This is a genomic window from Variovorax sp. RTB1 (assembly GCF_035018765.1).
Taxonomy (GTDB): Bacteria; Pseudomonadota; Gammaproteobacteria; order Burkholderiales; family Burkholderiaceae_C; genus Variovorax.
This window is the reverse complement of sequence record NZ_JASJXG010000038.1, coordinates 1-24,018: the sequence shown is the minus strand read 5'-3', so window position 1 is coordinate 24,018 and position 24,018 is coordinate 1. Positions and strand designations below refer to the sequence as shown.

The window sequence follows — 24,018 nt, the reverse complement described above, 5'->3', positions numbered from 1 at the left end:
CCTGTTATCGCGTGATCTCGACAAAGCGTCGCGTGGTGTCGGTGAGCGCCGTCTCGGTCGGCAAGCGCTCCATCGAACTGGCGCCGTAGAAGCCGTCGCATGCGCGGCACTGCTCGAGCACGTACTGCGCATCTTTCGGCGTGGCGATCGGGCCGCCGTGGCACAGCACGATGGCATTCGGGTTGACCTCGCGCGCCGCTGCCGCCCAGCGGTCGATGCGCGGCACGCAGTCGGCCAGCGTCAGCGCGGTCTCGGCCCCGATGGCGCCGCCGGTGGTAAGCCCGAGGTGGCACACGACGATGTCGGCCCCGGCGCCAGCCATGGCGCGCGCTTCGTCTTCGTTGAAGACATAGGGCGTCGTCAGCAGATCGAGCGCGTGCGCGCGGGCGATGAGGTCGACTTCGAGCGCGTAGCCCATGCCGGTCTCTTCGAGGTTGGCGCGAAAGGTGCCGTCGATGAGTCCGACCGTCGGAAAGTTCTGCACGCCCGAGAAGCCGAGCGTGATGAGCCGGCCCAGGAACTCGTCGGCGATCATGAAAGGATCGGTGCCGTTGACGCCGGCCAGCACCGGCGTGTGCTTGACCACCGGCAGCACCTCGCGCGCCATCTCGCACACGATCTCGTTGGCGTTGCCATAGGCCATCAACCCCGCCAGCGAGCCGCGGCCGGCCATGCGGTAGCGCCCCGAGTTGTAGATGACGATGAGGTCGATGCCGCCGGCCTCTTCGCACTTGGCCGACAGGCCGGTGCCGGCGCCCCCGCCGATGAGCGGCTTGCCCGACTCGATCTTGGCGCGGAAGCGTTCGAGCAATGTCGATCTTGCGATGCGTGGCATGGTGTTCGGTCTCCCTTGGTTTTTGGTTCTGGCTTATTCGATTCAGACGCGTCGCGCGTCGACCGGCGTGCGCGACACCTCGTGCCATGCGGCCACGAGCGCGGCAGAAAAAGCTTCGTCGTTGATGTGCAGCGGCAAGCGTTGCAGACGCCGGTCGGGCCCGACGCGGAACCCTGCTTCGATGGTCGAGAACAGCATGCGGTCGGCCTCGGGATCGTGAAATGGCTGGCCGGCCTTGTCGATCGCGGAGACGCCGCCTTCGGGAATCAGAAAGCGCACGGGCCCGCGCATCGCGTTGAGCTTGGCCGCGATGAATTCGCCTATCGCGCGGCACTCGTCGACGGTCGTTCGCATCAACGTGACGGTCGTGTTGTGCCGATACAGCTTGCGCGCCCTGAAGCGCTCGGGAACGGTCTCGAAAGCGCCGAAGTTCACCATGTCGAGCGCGCCGCACGAGCCGACGTACGGCAGTGCGTGGTGGGCAAATACGTCGAGCCGTGTCGGGCCGGCAGACAGCACGCCGCCGACGATCTCGTCCGCCACTTCGGTGGTCGAGACGTCGATCACTCCGGCCAGCAAGCCCGACTCCGCGAGCTTTTCCATCGACTGGCCACCGACGCCGGTCGCGTGGAACACCAGGCAATCGTAGCTTTCTTCGAGCGCCTTGGTCACGGCCTGCACGCAGGGTGTGGTCACCCCGAACATGGTGAGTCCCACGGCCGGCCGGGTGATGGCGGACACTGCCGGCGGATGCGCGACCATGCCGGCCAGCGCATTCGCTGCATTCGCCAGCACGCTCTCGCTGATTCGATTGATGCCCTGCACGTCGGTGACCGAATACATCATGCAGATGTCGCTCGGTCCGACGTAGGGGCGCGTGTCGCCGCTGGCCATGGTCGAGACCATCATCTTGGGCAAGCCGATCGGCAGTGCGCGCATGCCTTGCGTTGCCATCGAGGTGCCGCCGGAGCCGCCTGCAGAAATGACCCCGCCGATGTCGCGACGCGTGCGCACGAAAGCTTCGAAGGCGAGCCCCATCGCTTCCGTCGCACGCCCGCGGTCATTGCTGAAGACGGCCGACTCGCCTTCGGGGTGATGACGCGCAACCTCACGTGGATGGACGCTGGCCGGCGACGGCTTGCCCGAGGTCGACAGGTCGACCGTGACGACACGCAAGCCGAGCTTTTCGATGCACTGGCGCAGAAAGCCGAGCTCGCGTCCCTTGGTGTCGAAGGTGCCCACGACATAGGCGGCGCGCTCGCTGCTGGCAGCCACCGGAAAGTCGAAGACGGCGGTATGGCCCCCTCTCCCGTTAGCGGGAGAAGGTTGGGGTGAGGGTCGATGCGAAGGCGACAGCGACGCGGAAGACGGCGAGATCGCCTCCCGCGAAATATCCGTCACCGCCGCCGCAGTCCCCCCAGCGTTCCATCGCGTAAAACCGCGCACCGTCGCCGGCGCCAAGTCGCCGAGCGATGGCGCCCCATCGCCATGCGCACGCCGGACGGTGAAGACCTGCGTGCCGGTCGACGGCGCTGCACCGGCCTCCGGCAGCTCCGCATCGAGTTCATCCTCATGACCGCCCGAGCGCACACCCAGCAGTCGCTCCTGTAACTCGCGGTCTGCTGCGAGCGCCGCCGCCGGCATCTCCTGCGCGATGCGGCCATTGACCATCAAGCCGATTCGGTCCGCCACCGACAGGGCGACGCCCAGGTTCTGCTCGATCAGCAGCACCGCGATGCCGTCCGCCGCCAGCTCGCGCAGCGCCTGCGCGACCTGCTCGACGATCACCGGCGCCAGCCCTTCGGTGGGCTCGTCCATGACCAGCAGCTTCGGGTTCAGCAACAACGCGCGGCCGATCGCCAGCATCTGCTGCTCACCACCGGAGAGCTGTGCGCCGCCATTGCCGCGGCGTTCCGCCAATCTTGGAAACATCGTGTAGACCCGGTCTACATCGCGGCGTCGGCTCGCCACCAATCGCAGCGTTTCATCGACCGACAGCGAAGGCCAGACGCGGCGACCTTGTGGCACATAGGCGATGCCGCGCTTCGTGATCTCGTTCGGCGCCATGCCGAGGATCTCTTCGCCGGCAAAGCGAATGCTGCCCCGCGCCGGAACCATGCCGGTGATCGCGTTGCACAGCGTCGTCTTGCCCATGCCGTTGCGGCCCACGATGCCGAGCACGCCGCGCTCCAGCGTGAGGCTCACGCCCTGCAACGCATGGGCGCGGCCGTAGTACACGTCGAGCCCGTCGATGACGAGGGCCGTCGACTTGCTGGCCGCTGGATCGCGATCGCTGCTGAACCATGCCATCAGTGCTTGCTCCCCATATAGATCGCCTGCACTTGCGCGTCGTTCTCGATCTCGTCCGGGCTGCCGGTGCGCAGCACACGACCGTTGTGCATGACGGTGACACGGTCGACCACGCGCAGTGCGATGTCGAGGTCATGCTCGATCAGCACGAAGCTCATGTGCGCCGGCAGCGAGGTCAGCAGTGCAACGAGTTCGCGACGCTCGGCGGGCGAGAGGCCGGCAGCGGGTTCGTCAAAAAGGATGAGCCGCGGCGCACCGGCGAGTGCCATGCCGATTTCAAGCTGGCGTTGCTGGCCATGCGCCAGGTTGGCCACGCGCTCGTCGGCGATGTGGCTCAGCCGCGACCGATCGAGCAAGTCGTCGGTCGCGCGTGTCGAAGGGTGCCCGGCGCCCGCGCGCCGAAAGCTGAAACGGCCGCTGGCGACGCCGCGCACCGCGAGAAAAAGGTTGTCCCGCACCGTCAGGTCGCGGAACAAAAGCGAAGACTGATAGGTGCGCCGCATACCCTTGCGAATGCGGTCTTGCGGAGCGAGGTCGGTGATGTCTTCGCCGAAGAAATAGATGCGACCGGCCGTCGGCGGAAAGTCGCCGGTGATCGCATTGAAGAGTGTGGTCTTGCCGGCGCCGTTCGAGCCGAGCACCGCGTACTTCTGGCCGGCCGTGACCGTGAGCGAGACGTCGTCGACCGCGCGCAACGCGCCAAAGGCGCGCGTCACCCCGTCCAGCCGCAACGCATCGCCCGAGAGCAACTGCGTGTCGGCGCGGCTGGGCGTGGCGGGGCCACGCACAGCGGCGGATCGGAGCGGGGTGATCGTGGCCACGTTCAGTGTTCCTGGCGCTTCAAGTCCTGCAATCCGGCACGTCGCGCGTACCCAGCCCCATCTTCTTGAACTCTGCTTCCGGCAAGCCCAGCGTCTGCGAGATGTTGGGCACCGACTTCACCACCTTGTTGTAGAACGACCCGTCCGGTGCCTTGGCCACTTCGGTGATGTAGGTCGTGCCCACGCCGTTGCGGTTGGCGTCGATCTTCACCTCGCCCGCCGGCCCCTTGAAGTCGGTCTTTTGCAGCGCATCGCGATACGCCTTCTGGCCCCCGGAAAGATCGCCCTTGACCACGTCGAGCGCATCGAGCGTCGCCTTGGTGTTGATGTAGTACAGGTAGGCAAAGAGGGAAGGGCTCGGGAAGCCGTCCTTGAACGTCGCCTTGTAGTCGGACACGAACTTCTTCCACTCCGGCGTGTCGATCGAGTCGGCCATCGGGCCTGCGGAAGCCGTGCCCAGCAACGACTCGCGGCGCTTGCCCTTGAAGTTGAGAACAGTCTGGTCGACCGTGATGGAGCCGCCGATCATGGGCTTGTCGCCACCGGCCTGTTCGTACTGCGTCAGGAAGTTGACTGCGTCGGAACCGCCCAATACGACGACCAGGGCGTCGATGTTTTTCGGGATCTTGGCGATGACCGACGCATAGTCCTTGGTGCCCAGCGGCACCCACGCCTTGTCGATCACCTTGCCGCCCTTGGCGCAGTAGCTCGCCATGAAGCCTTGCACCTGCGAATAGGGGAAGCCGTAGTCCTCGGCGATGAGGAAGGTCCGCTTGTAGCCCTTGGCCAGCGCGTGCTCGCCGAGGCCCACCATCCACTGCGCGCCTTCGGTGTTGAAGCGATAGAAGTTGGGCGCAGGGTCTTGCAGCGTGGCAGCCTGTGCGCCGGCCGAGCCGTTGATGAAGGTGACGTTGGGCTGCGTCTTGGCGTAGTTCTTGACCGCGATGCCTTCGTCGCCCGACAGCGGACCAATCATGATCTGCACCTTGTCCTGCTCGACTGCCTTGCGCGTCGAGTTGACGGCCTTGTCGGGTGTCGCGTCCGACGACACCTTGATGAACTCGATCTTCTTGCCGCCGGCCATGCCGTTCTTTTCCTTCAGCGCCAGGTCGGCGCCGCGCATGCCGTCTTGCCCGGGCGCCGCGAACGGACCTTCGAGCGAGGCCAGCAGGCCGATCTTCAAGACCTCTTGCGCCTGGGCCATGCCCGCGAGGCCGGCCATGGCCAGCGCCGCTGCGGCACCGACGAGGCTGCGCGCGAATATCTTCTTGTGCTCTTGCTTAACCGTCATGTCTCGCTCCTGTTTGTGGTTGTCGAATGCGGCCTCTGCCGCGGCTGGGGACCTCGACCCGACAGGCGACTGCGCAGGTGTTGCCACAAGCCCAGCAAGCCGTCGGGTGAGAACAGGACGATCGCGAGGAAGACCCCGCCGATCACAAGATTGAAGCGCTCGCGGTCGACCAGGTCGATGGCGAAGTTCTGCAAAAGCACGAAGACCACGGCGCCGATGAACGCGCCGATCGGGTGCTTCATGCCGCCGAGCACGGCGATGATGAGGATGTTGATCATCGCGCCGATACCGACGGTGCCGGGCGAGATGCGGCCGTTGTACCAAACCAGCAGCACGCCGCCGATGGCCGCCAGAAAGCCCGCCACCGCATACGCCGCCACGCGGTGCGCGGTGACGTTGTAGCCCAGCGCCTGCATGCGCCGCGGGTTGTCGCGGATGCCTTGCAGCGCCACGCCGAAGGGTGCGCGAACGAGGTGCTTTACCAGGAAGTAGCCCGCGACCGAGCAGGACAGCACCAGGAAGTAGAACGGCATCGGCTCGCGCAGGTCGAGCCCGAAGACGATCGGCGCGGCGAGTTTGCTGAAGCCCTGGAAGCCGTTGAAGAGCGTGTAGTTCTGTTGCGCCAGATAGAAGAATGCGACACCCACCGCCAGCGTGATCATGATCGTGTAGATGCCTTCGGTGCGCACCGACAACCATCCGATCGCGGCGGAGAACATGGTCGACAGCGAGAGCGCTGCAATCACCGCCAGCCACCACGGCCATCCGAGGCTGATTGCCGCGTTGCTGCTGCTGCCGATGATGGCGACCAGGTAGGCGGCGAAGCCCGCCACCGTCATTTGCGCCAGCGACACCATGCCGCCATAGCCGCCGAGGAAGGTGAGCGACAACGCGACCAGACCGAGCGCGAGCGATTGCGCGCCAATCTGGAAGGTGAAAAAGGGCGTTGCGAAGAAGGGATAAAGCAGCACCAGCGCGGCAACCAGCACATGGCGCCAGCGCACCGGGCGGAACAGCACGCGCAGCCAGCGCGGGAGGTCGCCGTGCGCTGGCAGTGGTTCGGCCGGGCGTGTAGTGCTTGTGGTGCGCGTGCTGCGCGTGGTGATGGCGGCGCGTGGTAGCACCGCGACACCGGCCGCCGGCGACTTCATCGCCCGTCGCCACTGCGCTGCGCTCATGTCGCTTTTCCCATCAGGCCACGCGGTTTGAACGCGAGCGCAACCACCATGATCACGAAGGTGAAGACCACGCTGTAGGTCGGCGCATAGGCCAACCCGAACTGCTCCGCCAGGCCAATCAGCAGCGCGCCGATGGCGGCGCCGACCACGCTGCCCATGCCGCCGACGATGACCACCACCAGGGAAGCCAGCAGATAGCGTGTGTCTTCGCCCGGCGAGATCGACAGGGCGGTGCCACCCACCACGCCGGCCAACCCGGCGAGCCCGGCACCGATCGCGAAGGTCAGCGCGAACACCAGTTGCACGTTGACGCCCGCCGCGGCCAGCATGCCGCGGTCGTCGACGCCGGCGCGGATCATCATGCCGATGCGCGTGCGCGCCAGCAGCAGCCAGAGGCCCACGCCGATGACGATCGATGCCAGCAACACGAACAGTCGGTAGGTTGGAAACTTGGCGACGAGGGGAAGGGTGGTCGAGCCGTAGATCCACGCGGGTGGATCGAAGGTGTAGATCTCCGCGCCCCAGATCCACAGCATCAAGTCGGCGAAGACGATCGACAGGCCGATGGTCACCAAGGTCTGCCGAAGGTCTTGCCCCTGCATGTGCCGGAACACCAGCAACTGCATCAGCAGCCCGAGGATCGCCGAGGCCAGAAAGCCGGCAATGACAGCGAGCACCCACGAGCCCGTGTGCTCGCCGACGAACCATCCCACGTAGGCACCGAAGAGATAGAGCGAGCCGTGCGCGAGGTTCACGTTGCGCATCAGCCCGAACACCAGCGTGAAGCCGCTCGCGACCAGGAAGTAGAGCGACGCGAGCGTGAGGCCGTTGAGCAGCGTCTTGAAGTAGAGCGGGTAGTTGTCGGAGATGGCCCAGACAGAGAACACTGCGATGGGCACTCCGAAAATCAGCCAGAGCGCCAGCGACTTCCGATTCATGCGCGCCATGCCGTTCATGCGACGCGTTCCCAGGCACGCTCGGACGCGATGTTCGGCGCCTTGGCGAACACGCCGTCCTTCATCACCGCGAGGATGCGCTTGGGGTCGCGCAGGATCGACAGGTTGGCGAGCGGGTCGCCGTCGATCAGCAGCATGTCGGCCAGATAGCCATCCTTAATGACGCCGAGTTCGTTGGGCTGCATCATGATTTGACCGCCGTAGAGCGTGGTCGAACGGATGGCTTCCATGGGAGTGAAGCCGAGGTACTTGACGAAAAACTCCAGGTCGCGTGCGTTCTGCGTGTGCGGCGTAAAAGCGAAACCGTAGTCGCCGCCCGGCAGCACGCGAATGCCACGCTTGTGCATCTTGGAGAGCGACTCGAGCGCGGCGTCCCATTCGATCTGGTAGCCCATGTCGGTCGCCATCGCGTTGGTGATGCCGAACGCTTCTGCTTCGTTCAGCATCGCGTAAAGGATGGCGATGCCCGGTGCGACGAAGACTCGGTCTTTGGCGGCTTCGAGCATGTCCAGCGCCTCGTTGTCGACGAAGCTGGCGTGGTAGATCAGGTCGATGCCGTGCCGCAGTGCCTGCTTCACGCTGTCCGACGAGCGGGCGTGCGCGATGCCGCGCTTGCCGCGGATCTTGACTTCGCGCATGGCCGCGGCGACTTCTTCATCGAGCATCCATGTCGTCTCCGAAGGCGACTGCGGCGTGAAGTTATCGCCCGACAGATTGAGCTTGACCGAGTCGACGCCGTACTTCAAGAACATCCGCACGGCCTTGCGCATTTCATCCGCACCCGAGATGTTCACGCCGAAGCTGAACTCCGGGAACGGCAGGTGCGGCAAGGTCTCGTCGCCCAGCCCGCCGAGCACCGTGATCTCCTGGCTGGCGGCCAGGTAGCGCGGTCCGGGAATCTGGCCCGAATTGATCGCGTTGCGGATCACCACGTCGAGCCGCGGCTTGGCGCAGGCCGCACCGACGCACGAGGTAAAGCCGGCTTCGAGGTATCTCTTTGCGACCTTGGCGCACCACAGCACGTGTTCCTCGAGCGGCAGTGTCTGAATGGCCGACAGCGTGGCGGCATCGTTCCATGAGAAGTGCGTGTGCGCCTCGCACATGCCGGGCATCAAGGTCGCGCCGGCACCATCTATGACAGTGGCCCCGCTCGGCGCGATCGGTGCCGTGCTTCGACCGACCTGCCGGATGCGGTTGCCGCGCACCAGCACGCTGCCGCTGAAAGGGTTCTGTCCGGTCCCGTCGAGGATGCGGACGTTGGTGAAGACGACATCGTTCATGGCGTGCTCCTTTGCTGCTCAAGCAGCCCAGCGGGTGGTGCGTGCCGAACGCATTGGCGGCGCGCGGTGGAACTCGCCGTCTTTCATGACGGCCATGATTCGCGACTTGTCTTGCAGCACGGTGATGTCGGCCAGTGGGTCGCCGTCGATCAGCAGGATGTCGGCGAGGTAGCCTTCGCGGATGTAGCCGAGCACCTTGCCCATGCGCATCATCGGACCGCCCCAGGCGGTGGCAGAAAGCAGCGCTTCCATCGTGCTCATGCCCACGTACTTGACGAAGTATTCGAGGTCTTTGGCATTGGTGCCGTGCGGCGTCCATGCAAAGCCGTAGTCGCCGCCGGGCAGGATCCGGACGCCGCGTTTGCGCAACGCCCGCATGCTCTCGACCGCGGCATCGAGCTCGCGGTGGTAGCCCATCTTCATCGTGACCTCTTTGGTCAAACCCCATTGGCTCGCGTTGTGGCAGGTGTTGATGAGCCATGCAAGACCGGGTGCGATGAAGTGCTCTGTCTTGTGGGCTTCAAGCAGGTCGAGCGCCTCGGTGTCGGCAAAGCTCGCGTGGTAGATCACCTCGATGCCCTGCTTCACGCACTGTTTGATGGCCCAGGTCGAGCGCGCGTGGGCGGCGACGCGTTTGCCCCAGGCCTTGGCCTCCTGCACGCAGACGCGGATCTCTTCTTCGGTGAACTGGCTCATCTCGCTCGACATGCCGGTAATCGACTCGCCCGACAGATTGATCTTCACCGAGTCGACGCCCCACTTGGCCATCATGCGAACGCAACGGCGCATCTCTTCAGCGCCACTTACGACGGCGCCGAACGCGAACTCCGGCTGCGGCAGATGCGGTTGTGTGCTGTCGCCGAGTCCGCCTGGCACGGTGATCTCTTGTCCAGCGGCGAGGTAGCGCGGGCCGATGATCGTGCCGTCGGCGATCGCATTGCGGATCACAACATCGAGCCGTGGCTTGGCCGCTGCCGCACCGACGCAGCTGGTCCAGCCCATGTCGAGGTACTTCTTGGCGACCTCGGCGCACCACAGGATGTGCTCCTCCGGTGGCATGCGCTGGATCGCATCGAGACTCGGCTGGTCGTTCCATGAGAAGTGCGTGTGCGCCTCGACCATGCCCGGCATCAGGAAAGCGCCGGCACCGTCGATGACTTGCGCGCCGTGGATGGGAGCTTGCCTCGCGCCGTAAGCGGTCTTGACGACGCGCGAGATGCGATTGCCTTGCACCAGCACGTCGCCGGTGAAGGGCGCCTCGCCGCCGCCGTCGAAGACGCGCACGTTGGTGAAGAGAACGTCTGCCATGGTCGTGCTCCCTACTGGATGCGATGGACGCGGTCGTGCGTCGCAAGAAATTCGCGCAGTTCGCGCTGGCATTCGTCGGGCCGCTCGACCGGTGTCCAGTGGCCGCATTTGGGCAGCACCACCACGCGCTTGCTGGCCGCGCGGTGCAGCCGGTCGGCCATGGCGCGCACGGCTTGCGGCGGCGCCACGCCGTCTTCGTCGCCAGTCACCAGCAGCACCGGCGCTTCGATTTGCTCGACGGCTGCAGCCTGCGCGCCGGCCAATGCTTCGCAGCTGCGTGCATAGGCTTCGCCTTCCTGCCGCATCAGGCTCTCGCGCACGAATGCGACCACCACCGGAAGCCGTTGCCGCGTGTCGGCGGAGATGGCGCCCTGCAGCAACGACTGGGTGATGTCGTGCATGCCCGCAGCGCCTTCGCGGGCCTTGGCGGCGCGGGCCTGCATTGCAGCGCGTGCGGCATCGGGCGGTGCCATCAGCGGCCCGAACAAGCTCATGCTGGCGACCAGCTTCGGACGCGTCGCAGCGATGTGCTGGCACACGATGGTGCCCATCGAATGGCCGAGCCAGTGCGCCCGCGCGATGCCCAGCCGTTCGCAGATGCCAAGCAACGTGTCGACATAGCGCTCGATCGAAAGAGCGCCTTCGACGCTTTGCGACCGGCCACTGCCGGGCAGGTCGACCCGCACCACGCGGTGCCGCGCCAGCGCCGGCATCAACGGCGTGTAAGTGTTGGAGCTGCCGCCTAGGCCGTGCACGCAGACCACGACAGGGCCGTCGCCTTCTTCTTCCACCGCAACGCGGTCGATGAGCTGGAATGTCATGGCGATGTCGGTGTTGTCATTCGAAGCGGTTCTCGATGACGCCGACGCCGTCGATCTCGACGCGCACGACGTCACCCGAACGCAGCCATTGCGGCGGCTTCATTCCCATGCCGACACCCGATGGCGTGCCGGTCGCTATCACGTCGCCGGGGTACAGCGTGATGCCGCGCGAGCAGGTTTCGATGAGCGTCGGAATGTCGAAAATCATGTCGCGCGTCTGGCCGTCTTGTCGCAACGTGCCGTTGACCCAGCCGCGCACGCGGGTGGCGCGACCATCGACCTCGTCGGCCGTCACGATCCACGGTCCCATTGGGCAAAAGGTATCGAAGCTCTTGCCCAGGTCCCATTGCTGGTGGCGCATCTGCACGTCGCGCGCGGTCACGTCGTTGACGACCGTGTAGCCGAAGACATGGTCCATGGCGCGCGAGCGGGGGATGTTGCGGCCACCGCGGCCGATGACGACCGCGAGCTCCGATTCATAGTCGATCTGCACCGAGGCAGCCGGTGCCGGAAGCTGCACCGTGTCGTTGGGGCCGATCACGCATTCGGCCAGCTTGCCGAAGACGATCGGCCATGCTTCGGCTTCTGGTTTTGCGTTGAACACCGACCCCGCCAGCTCCGCCGCATGTGCGTGGTAGTTGCGGCCGACGCAGAACAGGCTGCGCAGCGGGCGCGGCAATGGCGAGCGCAATGTGATCACATCGACCGGCAGTCGTGCACCCGAGGCTTGTGGCAGCATTTCGTCGCGTGCCATCGCCTGGATCAGCGGCAGCGTGCCGAGCGAAGGATCGCGCACGGCCAACGGCGTGGCCTCGCGGCCATCCTGCGAAATGGTGCCGACATGGTCGCGGCCACCCCAACTCCAGCTGGCAAAACGCATAGACTTTGTCTCCATATTGCCCCGTGGTCTTGCCGGTGTTCACTGGCCGCCACGAGATCTCGGAAGTCATTTTTGAGACTTGCGTCTCAAATCTGGTTGGCCGCATCATACGGTCGGCGTCACGAAATTCACAAGCCGACACAAACCCTTCCTGACCCGTACAAACCCGATGCCGCGACTCAAATACAAGCTGACCGATCCGCCGATCGCACCCGAAGGCGGCGTTCGCGCAGCGACCTTCAAGGCCTTGCTCGAAGCCGCGATGGACATCATTCGTTTGAAGGGTCGTATCCCTTCGGTCGCCGAGGCGGCTGCGCGATCGAAGGTCTCGCGCGCCACCGCATACCGTTACTTTCCGAGTCGCAGCGCGCTGGTGACAGCGGTGGTCGACAGCTCTTTGGGGCCGGTTCGCAAGCTTGCTTCGGACAAGCCGAACGGACGTGAGCGCGTGCACGAGCTGTTCATCAAGACCTTCCCGCGCTTCAAGGAATTCGAGGCGCAAATGCGTGCTGCCGCGCAGTTGTCGCTGGAGCAGTGGGGCCTGGAGCGTGCAGGGTTGTTGGAGGAAGAACCCTATCGGCGCGGCCATCGCGTGGGCATTCTCGAACATGCGCTGCAGCCGATGATTCCATTGCTGCGACCGGACGTGCGCGACCGTTTGCACCAGGCGCTGTCGGTCGTCTACGGCATCGAGCCGTATGTGATCTTGAAAGACATCTGGGGTCTGCGTGACCGTGAGGTCGAGCGCACCGCGCTGTGGATGGCGGATGCGTTGATCGACGCGGCACTGCGTGAGTCCGGACCCGACCCGCTGCCGCCGCTCGCGGATGCCGCGAGCGCGCAAGAGAGCACGGTCGCCGTGGATCCCGAGTGGCTCGACGCGCAGTACAACAATCGCGCGCGCATCCCCGAGCATCCGGCCATCCTCCGCTATTGGGCCGACGCATCCGCCGACGCGTTCAAGCGACCGGACTGGGTGCTCGATGTCGCTTATGGCGACCATGCGAGCGAGCGGCTCGACATCCTCCCTGCGCGCTCGGGCGCCCCCGTCTTCGTCTACATCCACGGCGGCTACTGGCGCGCACTCGACAAGCGCGACCATGCCTTCATTGCGCCGCCGTTGCATGCCGCGGGTGCGATGGTCGTGCAGTTGAACTACGCGCTGTGCCCCGCGGTCGGCATCGAGCACATCGTGCTGCAAATGGTGCAGGCGCTTGCATGGGTCTATGGAAATGCAGAAGCACATGGCGGTGATCGCGAGCGCATCGTGGTGGCCGGCCACTCCGCCGGCGGTCATCTCGCGACGATGCTGCTGGCCTGCGATTGGCGCGCCGTGGCGCCGGACCTGCCGCGCGACCTGGTCAAGTCGGCACTGTCGATATCGGGTGTGTATGAGCTGGAGCCGCTGCGGCATGCGCCGTTTCTGTCGGCCGACATCGGGCTGACGGAAGCATCTGCGCTGCGCCTGAGTCCGCTGCGGATGCGCGCGCCCACGATGGGCTCGCTGGTGACAGTCGTCGGGGCCGACGAGAGCGAAGAGTTCTTGCGTCAGGCCGATGCGATGTCTTCCGCATGGGGTCCGGACATCGTCGTGGCCAACGAACGTGTTGCCGGCAAGAACCACATGAGCGTGCTAAACGATTTGGCGGACCCGACGTCATCGACTTACGCGCATGCGCTGTCGTTGCTGGGGCTGTCAGGTCCGGCGCGCGGCTGAGCTAGGCCGATTCGTCGGAGCGCCCTCAGCCCCGGCGTTTTCTAGCCGCCGCGCAAGTGCAGGTGCGTCGAGTTCTTCACTTCTTCCATCACGGCATAGGTCCGGGTTTCGCGCACACCCGGCAGTTGCCAAAGCACGCTGCCCGCGAAGGCGCGGTAGTCGCCCATGTCGGCGCTTCGGGTCTTGAGCAGGTAGTCGAAGCCGCCTGCGACCATGTGGCACTCCATGATTTCAGGGCGTACTTGTACCGCTGCCTTGAACTGATCGAACACGTTGGGTGTCGTGCGATCGAGCATCACCTCGACAAAGACCAGCATGCTGGCGCCCAGCTTGAGCGGGTTGAGTCGCGCTTCGTAGCCGAGGATGTAGCCCTCGCGCGTCAGGCGCTGGACGCGGGCCAGTACGGCGGTCGGCGACAGGCCGATCGTGTCCGCGAGCTTGATGTTGGAGAGGCGGCCGTCGCCCTGTAAAGCGGCGAGGATGCGAACGTCGAGTCGATCCAGACCCGGAGGAGGATCTTCTATGGGTGGCGCGGAAGTCTTTGGTGGTTTCTTCGGCTTAATCATCTGAATTCGAAATAAACGTCGGTGCAAGGCCCGGCATTATCAGTTTAACCACCAAAGAACGCCGCCATGACCGCCACTGTCGCACCTTTCACACCGGACATCGCTTTGAACAACAGGTCGGACCCCGCTTCCGACATCGCCTTGCAGCGCTCGATGCCCCTGCCGTTCAGCGACTTCGCCGATGCCCTCGACACCGCGACGCCGCTGCGTTCCCACATCACGGCGGCCTATCGAACGCCGGAGCCCGATGCGCTTGCGCCACTGTTGCAAGCCGCACGTCTGGAAGGCGAGGCTTCAGCGGCAGCGCACAGGCTGGCGCATCGCATCGCCACCCAACTGCGGAACCGGAAGAACGCGACCGGCCGCGCCGGCCTGGTACAGGGTCTGCTCCAGGAATACGCGCTGTCGTCGCAGGAAGGCGTTGCGCTGATGTGCCTGGCCGAGGCGTTGCTGCGCATCCCCGACGCGGCCACCCGCAATGCCTTGATCCGCGACAAGATCGCGCATGGTCAGTGGCAGGCGCATGCCGGCCGCAGTCCGTCGGTGTTCGTCAACGCAGCGACATGGGGTTTGCTGTTGACCGGCAAGCTGGTCGCCACGCACAGCGAAGCCGGCCTGTCGAACACGCTGACACGGCTGATCGGCAGGGGCGGTGAGCCGTTGATTCGGAAGGGCGTCGACATGGCGATGCGGATGATGGGCGAGCAGTTCGTCACCGGCGAAAACATTGCGCAGGCGCTCGACCATGCGAAGCAGCTGGAGGCCGAAGGCTTTCGCTATTCGTACGACATGCTCGGCGAGGCCGCGTTGACCGCGCACGACGCCGAGCACTATCGCGTGGCTTACGAGCAGGCGATTCACGCGATCGGCAAAGCATCGGCCGGCCGCGGTGTGTACGAAGGGCCGGGCATCTCGATCAAGCTGTCGGCGCTGCATCCACGGTACGTCCGCGCCCAGCATGCGCGCGTGATGGACGAGCTGTATCCGGTGCTGCGCGACCTCACGCTGCTGGCGCGGCACTACGACATCGGCATCAACATCGACGCCGAAGAAGCCGACCGGCTCGAACTGTCGCTCGACATGCTCGAAAAGCTCTGCTTCGAGCCTGCGCTCGCGCAATGGAACGGCATCGGCTTCGTCATTCAGGCGTACCAAAAGCGCTGCCCGTTCGTCATCGACTTCGTGGTCGACTTGGCGCGTCGCAGCGGCCACCGGCTGATGGTGCGGTTGGTCAAGGGCGCCTACTGGGACAGCGAAATAAAACGCGCGCAGATCGACGGGCTCGAAGGCTATCCGGTGTTTACGCGCAAGGCCTACACCGACGTGTCGTACCTCGCGTGCGCACGCAGGTTGCTGGCAGCGCCCGATGCGGTCTACCCGCAATTCGCCACGCACAACGCGCACACGCTGTCTGCAATTTACGAGATGGCGAACCCGTCGACGTACCTGCCGGGGCAGTATGAATTCCAGTGTCTGCACGGCATGGGGGAGCCGCTTTACGAGCAGGTGGTCGGTGCCATCGAACTCGGCAAGCTGAATCGTCCTTGCCGCATCTATGCGCCGGTCGGCACGCATGAAACGCTGCTGGCCTATCTGGTTCGACGGCTTCTGGAGAACGGCGCCAACACCTCCTTCGTTAATCGCATTGCCGATCCGACGATCGCCATCGACGTGCTGGTGGAAGACCCGGTTGCGACCGTCGAGCAGATCGCGAAGAGCGAGGGCGCGGTTGGCTTGCCGCATCCTTCGATAGCGCTACCGGCGGCTTTGTATGGTGCAGCGCGGGCCAACTCGCGCGGGCTCGATCTTGGCAACGACGATCGGCTGCGCGCGCTGCGCGAGGCACTGACCCGGAGTGCGTCTGAGGCTTGGGCCGCTGGTCCATTGCTGGCCTCTGGCGCCTATGCCTCGCCGCGCGCGCCGGCCGAAGCGGTCTGCAACCCCGCCGACCTCCGCGATGTCATCGGTCATGTGCAGGAAGCGACCCTGGCCGACGTGGAAGCTGCCGTCGCCGACGCGGAAGCCTTCGCGCCGATGTGGGCCATAACGCCCCCTGCCGAACGTGCATCTCAGCTCGATCGTGCTGCCGATCTGCTGCAAGAACAGATGCCGCGCCTGCTTGGCTTGCTAGCCCGCGAGGCCGGCAAGACTTACGCCAACGGCATCGCCGAAGTGCGCGAGGCCGTCGACTTCCTGCGCTTCTACGCGGCGCAAGCGCGTACCGACTTCGCCGTCGAGACGCACCGGCCGTTGGGTCCGATGGTGTGCATCAGCCCGTGGAATTTTCCGCTCGCCATCTTCGTCGGGCAGATCGCCGCGGCGTTGGCAGCTGGTAATCCGGTGCTCGCCAAACCGGCAGAGCAAACGCCACTGATCGCTGCCGAAGCCGTGCGGTTGCTGTGGCGTGCCGGCGTGCCGCGCGCTGCAGTGCAGTTGCTGCCGGGACGAGGCGAGACGGTCGGCGCCGCGCTGGTCGGCGACGCGCGCATGCAGGGCGTCATGTTCACTGGATCGACCGAGGTGGCACGCCTCCTGCAAAAGACCTTGTCACGACGGCTCGGCGTCGATGGGCGCAGCGTGCCGTTCATCGCAGAGACCGGCGGTCAGAACGCGATGATCGTCGACTCGTCCGCGTTGGTGGAACAGGTTGTCGTCGACGTGGTGGCATCGGCCTTTGACAGTGCCGGCCAGCGTTGCTCGGCGCTGCGCGTGCTGTGCGTGCAGGAGGAGGTGGCCGACCGCGTGATCGAGATGCTGAAGGGCGCGATGGCCGAGAGCCGCATCGGCAATCCGGCGACCCTCGCAGTCGATGTCGGCCCGGTGATCGACGCCGAGGCGCGTGGTGGCATCGAGCGCCATGTCGCTGCGATGGAGGCACGTGGCCGCAAGGTGTTCCGTGCAGCGCGCGACATCGATCACGCGACGCAGCACGGTACTTTTGTCGTGCCGACGCTGATCGAGCTCGACAGCTTGTCGGAGCTGCAGCGCGAGGTTTTCGGGCCGGTGCTGCACGTCGTGCGCTACCGGCGCCGCGATCTCGGTGCGCTTATCGCCCGGATCAACGGCACCGGCTATGGATTGACGCTGGGTGTGCACACGCGCATCGACGAGACGATCGCGCAAGTGGTCGAGCAGGCCAAGGTGGGCAATGTTTATGTGAACCGGAATATCGTCGGCGCGGTGGTCGGCGTGCAGCCTTTTGGTGGCGAGGGGTTGTCGGGAACGGGACCGAAGGCGGGCGGTCCGTTGTACATGTACCGGATGCTGGCGGCACGGCCGGACGATGTGATGGCGCGCGCGATGGCGGATGCGGGTCCGGGCAATGCAGTTGCGGTCGATGAAAGCGATGGCTCGGCGGACGGCGGGTCGAGTGTGGCGATGAAGGCACTCGTGGCTTGGGCGCAGCGCGAGGGTCGCGAATCGCTTGCTGCGCAATGCCGACGTTTCGCCGGCCTGTCGCGCAGCGGCTATGCCCGCACGCTGGTCGGCCCGACCGGTGAGCGCAACGTCTACACGCTGCTGCCGCGCGAGGCCGTGTTGTGCCTGGCCGAGGATGATGCCGACCGCATGGTGCAACTCGCCGCCGTGTTTGCAGTTGGCAGCACGGCCGTCTGGCCAGCCGGATCGCATGTCGAAAGGTTGCGTGCCTCGCTACCGCCTGCAGTGCAGCAGTCGATCGTCATGGCGCAAGACTGGCGTGCCGATACGGTGATGTTCGATGCGGTGCTTCACCATGGAGATGCTGCGTCGTTGAAGCAGATCAATCAGGCGTTGGCAGGACGCGCAGGGCCGATCGTCGGCGTCAGGTCGCTGACGCATGGCGCAGTCGGCATCGCGCTTGAAAGCCTGGTGGTCGAACGCGCGTTGAGCGTGAACACCGCGGCTGCGGGTGGCAACGCGACCTTGATGACGATCGGCTAAGGGCGCGACCTCGGCCAGCGGCCGCGTTGCAAGTGGCGTGAGTTACCAGCGCTCGTTCCAGGGCCGCAGGTCGAGTTCGTAGGTCCACGCGTCGCGTGGCTGCGTGTGCAGGAACCAGTAGTTCTCGGCGATGTGATCCGGGTTCAGGATGCCGTCCTGGTCTTTGGTCGCGTACTTCTCGGGGAAGTTGGTGCGGATGAACTCGGTGTCGATGGCGCCATCGACCACGACGTGCGCGACATGGATGTTCTTCGGCCCCAGCTCGCGCGCCATGCTCTGCGACAACGCACGCAACGCGTGCTTGGCGCCAGCGAACGCCGCGAAGTTGGCCGAGCCGCGCAATGCGGCGGTCGCGCCGGTGAAGATGATCGTCCCACGCCCGCGCTCGCTCATGCGCCGCGCGGCTTCACGGCCGTTCAAGAAGCCGCCGAAGCAGGCCATCTCCCAGATCTTGTAGTACTTGCGCGCGGTCTCGTCGACCACCGGTGTCGGTACGTTGGCGCCGATGTTGAAGACCAGCACCTCGACCGGCCCGATGTCGCGTTCGATGGTGTCGAACAGCGCGATCACTTCTTCTTCCTTGCGCGCATCGGAGCCAAAGCCATGCGCCTTGCCGCCGGTTGCCTCGATGCCTTCGATCAGCGGCTTGAGCTTTTCCGAATCGCGCCGCGTCATGCACGCCGTATAGCCGCCCGCTGCAAAGCGTTTGGCAATGGCGCCACCGGTGGAATCGCCTGCGCCGATGACGAGGGCTACTTTGGCGGGGGAGGTGTTGTGAGTCATGTTGTCTCCGATTCGTTGTCGAAAAGCGCAACCGGTTCAGCGGGCACGTTGAAGGCCAGTGCCCGAGCGGTTCGGTTTGAAGGGAATGTTGGTGGAGAGGATGAGGATCGAACTCACGACCTCCGCATTGCGAACGCGGCGCTCTCCCAGCTGAGCTACCCCCCCAACAAGCAAGAAAAATTCTACTGCGATCGATCAGAATCTGCGCATGACTTTGCAAGACCCCGCCTGGCTCGATCGTGTCTACAACAACCGTGCGCTGGTGCCCGATCATGCCGAATTCCTCGCGCGCTGGACGACCGAATCCGAGCAGGTTCGAGCCATTGAGCCTTGCACGCTGGACTTGCCCTATGGCAACGGGCCGCGCGAGACGCTCGATATCTTTCCGGCAACCGAAGACGCGAATGCCAGGACCTCCGCGCCGGTCCTGGTCTTCATCCACGGCGGCTATTGGCGCTCGCTCGACAAGAGCGGCCACTCGTTCATAGCGCCGAGCTTCACGCGCGAAGGGGCATGCGTCGTGATGCCGAACTACCCGCTCTGCCCTGGCACGCCGGATCGCCCCGTCTGCATCCCGGACATCGTCTTGTGCATGGTGCGCGCGCTGGAATGGACGTGGCGGCACATCGCCGAATACGGTGGCGACCCGTCGCGCATCACCGTGGCAGGGCACTCGGCCGGCGGCCATCTGGCGGCGACGCTGCTGGCGTGTGAGTGGGGCGCGGTCGCCGCCAAGTTGCCGACGAACCTGGTGCGAAACGCCCTGTCGATTTCCGGCGTGCACGACCTTCGGCCGATTCAGCACACGCCGTTCCTGATGGACGCGCTGCGGCTGAACGAAGTCGATGCGCAGCGCGCAAGCCCGGCGCTGTTTCCTGCGCCCAAGGCGCGCACGCTGTATGCCGTGGCCGGCGGTGATGAAAGCGAAGCATTCGCCTCGCAAGCGCGCCTAATTCAGGACGCATGGGGCAAAGCCACCGTGCCGGTCTGCGACATCCTGCCGGGGCTGCATCACTTCAGCGTGCTCGATGCATTGATCGACCCGACTCACCGTCTGCACCAGCACGCATCGCGGTTGCTGGGCGCGTGAGCCGTGTCGCCGCGGTCGTGGTCTACATCAGCAGGTGTTCGCCCGCGTTGTCCCCGCCGCCCAGGGTCACGTAGTTGACCTTGCGAATGTCCATCAGCTTCTGCCCGCCCGAGTAACTTATGGAGCTCTGCACGTCCTGCTCCATCTCGATCAGGGTGTCGGCCAGCTTGCCCTTGATCGGCTCCAGGATGCGCTTGCCTTCGACGTGTTTGTACTCGCCCTTGTTGTAGTCGCTGGCCGAGCCGTAGTACTCCTTGAAAAGCGCGCCGTCGACTTCGACCGTCTTGCCGGGCGACTCTTCGTGGCCGGCGAACAGCGAGCCGATCATGACCATCGATGCACCGAAGCGAACGCTCTTGGCGATGTCGCCGTGGTCGCGAATCCCGCCGTCGGCAATGATCGGTTTCGTCGCGACGCGGGCGCACCACTTCAACGCCGACAGTTGCCAGCCGCCGGTGCCAAAGCCGGTCTTGAGCTTGGTGATGCAGACCTTGCCCGGGCCAATGCCAACCTTGGTCGCGTCAGCGCCCCAGTTCTCCAGATCGATCACCGCTTCGGGGGTCCCGACGTTGCCTGCAATGACGAACGATTTCGGCAGCTTCTGCTTCAGGTAGCCGATCATGTTCTTCACGCTGTCGGCATGGCCGTGCGCGATGTCGATCGTGATGTATTCGGGCACCAGACCCTCAGCGGCCAGCAGGTCGACGGTGTCGTAGTCGGCCTTCTTCACGCCCAGCGAAATCGAGGCGAAGACGCCTTGCGCGTGCATGTGCTTCACGAAGTGCACGTTGTCGAGGTCGAAGCGGTGCATCACGTAGAAGTAACCGTTCTTGGCGAGCCACAGGCTGATGGTCTTGTCGATCACCGTCTTCATGTTGGCGGGGACCACCGGAATGCGGAAACTGCGGGGGCCCAGAGTGACGCTGGCGTCGCATTCCGAGCGGCTTTCCACGCGGCATTTGCGCGGAAGCAAGAGGATGTTGTCGTAGTCGAAAATCTGCATAGCTAAGGTCCCAAGCTCCTGTGAAGGTCGTTTGAAATAACGAACGAGCGCTTGGTCCGGCCGGTTTTCGCAGCATCCGCCTCAATAAGGCGCCCACAAAAAACCGGGCGCAAAAAACTTGGGCCCGGTGTCTGAGTTTACGCGGTCGTTTGGACGTGGGGCGATGGCATTTCATATAACCACCGCACGCTGCGGTTTCTACAATCGGGGCATGTTTATCGATCTCGCGACTGCCTCCGAATCAGCGGAATCGCCGCTGCTCCAGCACCTCAACCCCGAGCAACGCGCTGCCGTGGCACTGCCGGCCGGCAATGCCCTCATCCTGGCCGGCGCCGGCTCCGGTAAGACCCGCGTTCTCACCACGCGCATCGCCTGGCTCCTTCAGACGGGGCAGGTGTCGCCGGGCGGCATCCTGGCCGTCACCTTCACCAACAAGGCCGCCAAGGAAATGACCGCGCGGCTGATGGCCATGCTGCCGGTGAATGTGCGCGGCATGTGGATCGGCACCTTTCACGGGCTGTGCAACCGCTTGTTGCGCGCGCACTGGAAGCTGGCCGGCCTGCCCTCGACGTTTCAGATCCTCGACACGCAAGACCAGCTTTCGGCCATCAAACGGCTGATGAAGCAGTACGCGGTCGACGACGAGCGCTTTCCGGCCAAGCAGACGCAATGGTTCATTGCCGGCGCCAAGGAAGACGGCTTGCGCCCACGCGATGTCGAAGTGCGCAGCGACGACGACCGCAAGAAGGTCGAGCTGTATCAGCTCTACGAAGAGCAGTGCCAGCGCGAAGGCGTGGTCGATTTCGGCGAACTCATGCTGCGCAGCTACGAGCTGCTGCGCGACAACGATCCGATTCGCGAGCACTACCAGCGGCGCTTCCGGCACATCCTGATCGACGAGTTTCAGGACACCAACCGCCTGCAATACGCGTGGATCAAGATGCTGTCGGGCAACATCGTCGACGGCACCTTCATCCCCGGCGACAACAGCGTGATCGCAGTGGGCGACGACGACCAGAGCATCTATGCGTTTCGCGGCGCGCGCGTCGGCAACATGGCCGATTTCGTACGCGAGTTCCATGTGACGCACCAGGTCAAGTTGGAGCAGAACTACCGCAGCTACAGCAACATCCTCGACTCGGCCAACGAGCTGATCAGCCACAACAAGAAGCGGCTCGGCAAGAACCTGCGAACAGACCAAGGCCCCGGCGAGCCGGTGCGCGTGTACGAGTCGACCAGCGATTTCGCGGAGGCGCAATGGATGGTCGAAGAGATGCGCCAACTGGTGCGCGACGGCTTCGACCGAAAAGAGATGGCGGTGCTCTACCGCAGCAATGCGCAGAGTCGCGTGATCGAAACGGCGCTCTTCAACGCGGCCGTGCCGTACCGCGTCTACGGCGGCTTGCGATTTTTCGAACGCGCCGAAATCAAGCATGCGCTGGCGTATTTGCGACTGCTCGAAAACAAGGATGACGACACCAGCTTTCTGCGCGTCGTCAACTTTCCGCCCCGCGGCATCGGTGCCCGCACCATCGAGCAATTGCAGGACGCGGCGCGTGCAGCGGGCAAGTCGATGCATGACTCGGTCGGTGCAGTGGCCGGCAAGGCCGGCTCCAACCTGACCGGCTTCGTCGCCAAGATCGACGTGCTGCGCGAGCAGACGCAAGGCATCAGCCTGCGCGAGATCATCGATCTGGTGCTGGACCACAGCGGGCTTGTCGAGCATTACAAGGCCGACCGCGAAGGCGCCGACCGCATCGAGAATCTGGAAGAGCTGGTGAACGCGGCCGAGAGCTTCGTCACGCAGGAAGGCTTCGGCCGCGATGCGGTGGCGCTGCCGATAGACGAGCTGCGGCAGTCGCTCGTCAGCCAGGGGCTCGACCCGAATTTGCCCGTTATCGATGAGCCGCTGGCGCCCGATTCGGAAACCGGCGAAACGCTGAGTCCGCTGGCCGCATTCCTCACGCACGCGGCGCTGGAGTCCGGCGACAACCAGGCCAAGACAGGCCAAGACGCAGTGCAACTGATGACGGTTCATGCGGCCAAGGGCCTCGAGTTCGATTGCGTGTTCATCACCGGCATGGAAGAGGGCCTGTTTCCGCACGAAAACTCGATGAACGACTACGAGAGCCTCGAGGAAGAACGCCGGCTGGCGTACGTCGCGATCACCCGGGCCCGCAAACGTCTGTACCTGAGCCACTCACAGACGCGCATGCTGCACGGCCAGACGCGCTACAACGTCAGGAGCCGCTTCTTCGATGAGCTGCCCGAAGGCGCGTTGAAGTGGCTTACGCCGAAGAATCAGGGCTTTACGCCATCGGCGTTCGGCTATGGCGGCGGCTATGCGACGTCACGTCCGGTCGGCGGCGCTGGCTTCTCGAAAGATTCGTTCGCCAGCCCACCGGTGCCACCGCAAAAGACTGCGCCGTCGCACGGCCTGCGCTCGGGTATGCAGGTGTTCCACAACAAGTTTGGAGAGGGCACCGTGCTGGGCCTCGAAGGCACCGGCGACGACGCGCGTGCGCAGATCAACTTTCCGCGTCACGGCGTGAAATGGTTGGCGCTATCGGTGGCCAAGCTGACGCCGGTTTAGCCTTTCCCCTCAGGAGCCGACCGTAGACTCGCCGAAAAAGAGCGAGGTTCAGGGATGTGGTTTGTCGGTTTGCTAGCCGGGCTGTTGGCCGGTGCGGTTTTTCAATCTATGGGCGCGGCACTCGTGCTCGGCGCCATCGGCGCGATCGGCGCGATCGTTTTGCCGCTCGTCGCCAAGACGGGCAGGGTAAGCAAGGCAGGGGTGCCACTGTCCGAAGCCGGACCGGTGCCGGAACCTGACATCGTCGCGTTGCAGCGACGAATCGACTTGCTGGAGCGACGACTGGTCGCAGTGGAAACGGGCCTGGCTTCAGCTTCGACTGCGCCACTTACGCTGCTTGCCGCTCCGCCGACAGCGGCGTTCGCGTTTCCGACGCGGCGCCTGCCTGTCGCCGCGGCGATGCCCGCGAATAGCGCTGGACGTATCTCGATGCCGGTCAAGCCGGCGGCGACGGAGTCCACGCCCGCTGCGACCCTGGCCCCTGTGCCTGTGCCTGTGCATGTGCATGTGCCTGAAGCGAAGCCGGTGATCTCCGCCCAGGTCACAGCGGCCGTAGCACCGCCGGTGGTCACTCCCGTGATGCCGTCCGGCGTCGTGCCGTCGCCGCCAGCGATCCCGGCTGTTCCTCGCATCACCGCGCCGGCTCCGTCCCCGCGGCCCCGTCC

At 64.9% G+C, this 24,018-nt stretch carries 17 protein-coding genes, 1 tRNA gene and 2 pseudogenes; 5 read left to right on the top strand and 15 right to left on the bottom strand.

Translation table 11 applies throughout. From position 1 onward, the window contains the following. Positions 1 to 4: 4 nt before the first annotated feature. From QN397_RS19895 to QN397_RS19845, 11 genes and pseudogenes are all read right to left on the bottom strand, one after another. Complete coding sequence (locus QN397_RS19895; protein WP_323498517.1) at positions 5 to 835, bottom strand: phosphoenolpyruvate hydrolase family protein; 831 nt, start codon at positions 833 to 835, stop codon at positions 5 to 7. A 42-nt stretch (positions 836 to 877) separates the two neighbouring features. Next, positions 878 to 2,110: a Tm-1-like ATP-binding domain-containing protein gene (locus tag QN397_RS19890; RefSeq protein ID WP_323498539.1), complete on the bottom strand. Its 1,233-nt coding sequence runs from the start codon at positions 2,108 to 2,110 to the stop codon at positions 878 to 880. A 540-nt stretch (positions 2,111 to 2,650) separates the two neighbouring features. Beyond that, positions 2,651 to 3,145 (bottom strand): annotated as a pseudogene (locus tag QN397_RS19885) (ABC transporter ATP-binding protein); the annotation flags it as partial. After that, on the bottom strand, positions 3,145 to 3,966 hold the full coding sequence (locus tag QN397_RS19880; RefSeq protein ID WP_323498516.1) for an ABC transporter ATP-binding protein: 822 nt from the start codon (positions 3,964 to 3,966) through the stop codon (positions 3,145 to 3,147). The pseudogene QN397_RS19885 and the gene QN397_RS19880, both read right to left, overlap by 1 nt. Before the next feature lie 19 nt (positions 3,967 to 3,985). Further along, entirely contained in the window at positions 3,986 to 5,257 is a 1,272-nt protein-coding gene (locus tag QN397_RS19875) for an ABC transporter substrate-binding protein (protein WP_323498515.1), read from the bottom strand. Then, positions 5,254 to 6,435, bottom strand: a complete 1,182-nt coding sequence (locus QN397_RS19870; protein ID WP_323498514.1) for a branched-chain amino acid ABC transporter permease — start codon at positions 6,433 to 6,435, stop codon at positions 5,254 to 5,256. Before QN397_RS19870 ends, QN397_RS19875 begins: the two co-directional genes overlap by 4 nt. Next, positions 6,432 to 7,391, bottom strand: coding sequence for a branched-chain amino acid ABC transporter permease (locus tag QN397_RS19865; protein ID WP_323498513.1), 960 nt, complete (start codon positions 7,389 to 7,391; stop codon positions 6,432 to 6,434). The genes QN397_RS19870 and QN397_RS19865 overlap by 4 nt, the downstream gene beginning before the upstream one ends. After that, positions 7,388 to 8,671, bottom strand: coding sequence for an amidohydrolase family protein (locus QN397_RS19860; RefSeq protein WP_323498512.1), 1,284 nt, complete (start codon positions 8,669 to 8,671; stop codon positions 7,388 to 7,390). The genes QN397_RS19865 and QN397_RS19860 overlap by 4 nt, the downstream gene beginning before the upstream one ends. 18 nt (positions 8,672 to 8,689) lie before the next feature. Beyond that, a complete protein-coding gene (locus tag QN397_RS19855; protein ID WP_323498510.1) occupies positions 8,690 to 9,979 on the bottom strand; it encodes an amidohydrolase family protein in 1,290 nt (429 codons plus the stop codon). An 11-nt stretch (positions 9,980 to 9,990) separates the two neighbouring features. Next, positions 9,991 to 10,800, bottom strand: coding sequence for an alpha/beta hydrolase (locus QN397_RS19850; protein ID WP_323498509.1), 810 nt, complete (start codon positions 10,798 to 10,800; stop codon positions 9,991 to 9,993). Between the two features lie 16 nt (positions 10,801 to 10,816). Further along, positions 10,817 to 11,680, bottom strand: a complete 864-nt coding sequence (locus tag QN397_RS19845) for a fumarylacetoacetate hydrolase family protein (protein ID WP_323501713.1) — start codon at positions 11,678 to 11,680, stop codon at positions 10,817 to 10,819. Between the two features lie 169 nt (positions 11,681 to 11,849). Between QN397_RS19845 and QN397_RS19840 the strand changes: the two genes are divergently transcribed. Next, on the top strand, positions 11,850 to 13,397 hold the full coding sequence (locus QN397_RS19840) for an alpha/beta hydrolase fold domain-containing protein (protein ID WP_323498507.1): 1,548 nt from the start codon (positions 11,850 to 11,852) through the stop codon (positions 13,395 to 13,397). 41 nt (positions 13,398 to 13,438) lie between these two features. On the opposite strand, the gene QN397_RS19835 is transcribed toward QN397_RS19840, so the two are convergent. Further along, complete coding sequence (locus tag QN397_RS19835) at positions 13,439 to 13,963, bottom strand: Lrp/AsnC ligand binding domain-containing protein (protein WP_323498505.1); 525 nt, start codon at positions 13,961 to 13,963, stop codon at positions 13,439 to 13,441. A gap of 66 nt (positions 13,964 to 14,029) precedes the next feature. Here QN397_RS19835 and putA point away from each other — a divergent pair, with 66 nt between their 5' ends. Further along, positions 14,030 to 17,884, top strand: a complete 3,855-nt coding sequence (putA, locus tag QN397_RS19830) for a trifunctional transcriptional regulator/proline dehydrogenase/L-glutamate gamma-semialdehyde dehydrogenase (RefSeq protein ID WP_323498503.1) — start codon at positions 14,030 to 14,032, stop codon at positions 17,882 to 17,884. A 42-nt stretch (positions 17,885 to 17,926) separates the two neighbouring features. Here putA and QN397_RS19825 read toward each other — a convergent pair whose 3' ends face one another. Together QN397_RS19825 and QN397_RS19820 are read right to left on the bottom strand one after the other, a co-directional pair. Continuing rightward, a complete protein-coding gene (locus QN397_RS19825) occupies positions 17,927 to 18,667 on the bottom strand; it encodes an SDR family oxidoreductase (protein ID WP_323498502.1) in 741 nt (246 codons plus the stop codon). Between the two features lie 89 nt (positions 18,668 to 18,756). After that, positions 18,757 to 18,832 (bottom strand) — tRNA-Ala (locus QN397_RS19820). Positions 18,833 to 18,875: 43 nt separating this feature from the next. Between QN397_RS19820 and QN397_RS19815 the strand changes: the two genes are divergently transcribed. Beyond that, positions 18,876 to 19,757 (top strand): alpha/beta hydrolase, encoded by an 882-nt coding sequence (locus QN397_RS19815; RefSeq protein ID WP_323498480.1) that lies wholly within the window; start codon positions 18,876 to 18,878, stop codon positions 19,755 to 19,757. 22 nt (positions 19,758 to 19,779) lie between these two features. On the opposite strand, the gene QN397_RS19810 is transcribed toward QN397_RS19815, so the two are convergent. Continuing rightward, the gene (locus QN397_RS19810; RefSeq protein ID WP_323498479.1) at positions 19,780 to 20,760 is read right to left on the bottom strand and encodes a GMP reductase; all 981 of its coding nucleotides are present in this window, start codon (positions 20,758 to 20,760) and stop codon (positions 19,780 to 19,782) included. 211 nt (positions 20,761 to 20,971) lie between these two features. Between QN397_RS19810 and QN397_RS19805 the strand changes: the two genes are divergently transcribed. Together QN397_RS19805 and QN397_RS19800 are read left to right on the top strand one after the other, a co-directional pair. Continuing rightward, positions 20,972 to 23,353, top strand: coding sequence for a UvrD-helicase domain-containing protein (locus tag QN397_RS19805; protein ID WP_323501712.1), 2,382 nt, complete (start codon positions 20,972 to 20,974; stop codon positions 23,351 to 23,353). A gap of 54 nt (positions 23,354 to 23,407) precedes the next feature. Beyond that, a pseudogene (locus QN397_RS19800) lies at positions 23,408 to 24,018 on the top strand (hypothetical protein); the annotation flags it as partial.